This is a genomic window from Pauljensenia sp. UMB3104, assembly GCF_030217285.1.
Lineage (GTDB): Bacteria > Actinomycetota > Actinomycetes > Actinomycetales > Actinomycetaceae > Pauljensenia.
The window spans coordinates 1-294 of record NZ_JASONN010000212.1 but is presented as its reverse complement, the minus strand read 5'-3'; the positions used below and the strand labels follow the sequence as shown (position 1 = coordinate 294).

General features: G+C 66.3%; 1 pseudogene. It reads right to left on the bottom strand.

Annotation, left to right across the window (positions count from 1 at the left end):
- Positions 1–294: pseudogene (locus tag QP415_RS11420) on the bottom strand (histidine kinase); the annotation flags it as partial.

Sequence of the window (294 nt, the reverse complement as noted above, 5' to 3'; positions counted from 1 at the left end):
TCGCGGTCCAGGCCCTCCAGGAGCGGGCCCTGCACGGCGAAAGGCGGCGGATCAGCGATGAGCGAGCGGATCTGCCTATCCGAATAGCCGCACCCCTGCAGGTATCGCACCATCGTCGAATAGGCCTGGCCTGCCAGCAGGGGAACCGTCCACGGGGACTTGAGGACCGAGGCGAGCGCGCATGACTGCATGCACCGGGCCAGGTCGCGGTGCTCGGGCTTATCCGTCACCACCACCCACTGCATGCGCTGCAGCGCCGGGAAAGTCCTCGCACGGTCAATGAGCGCATCAATA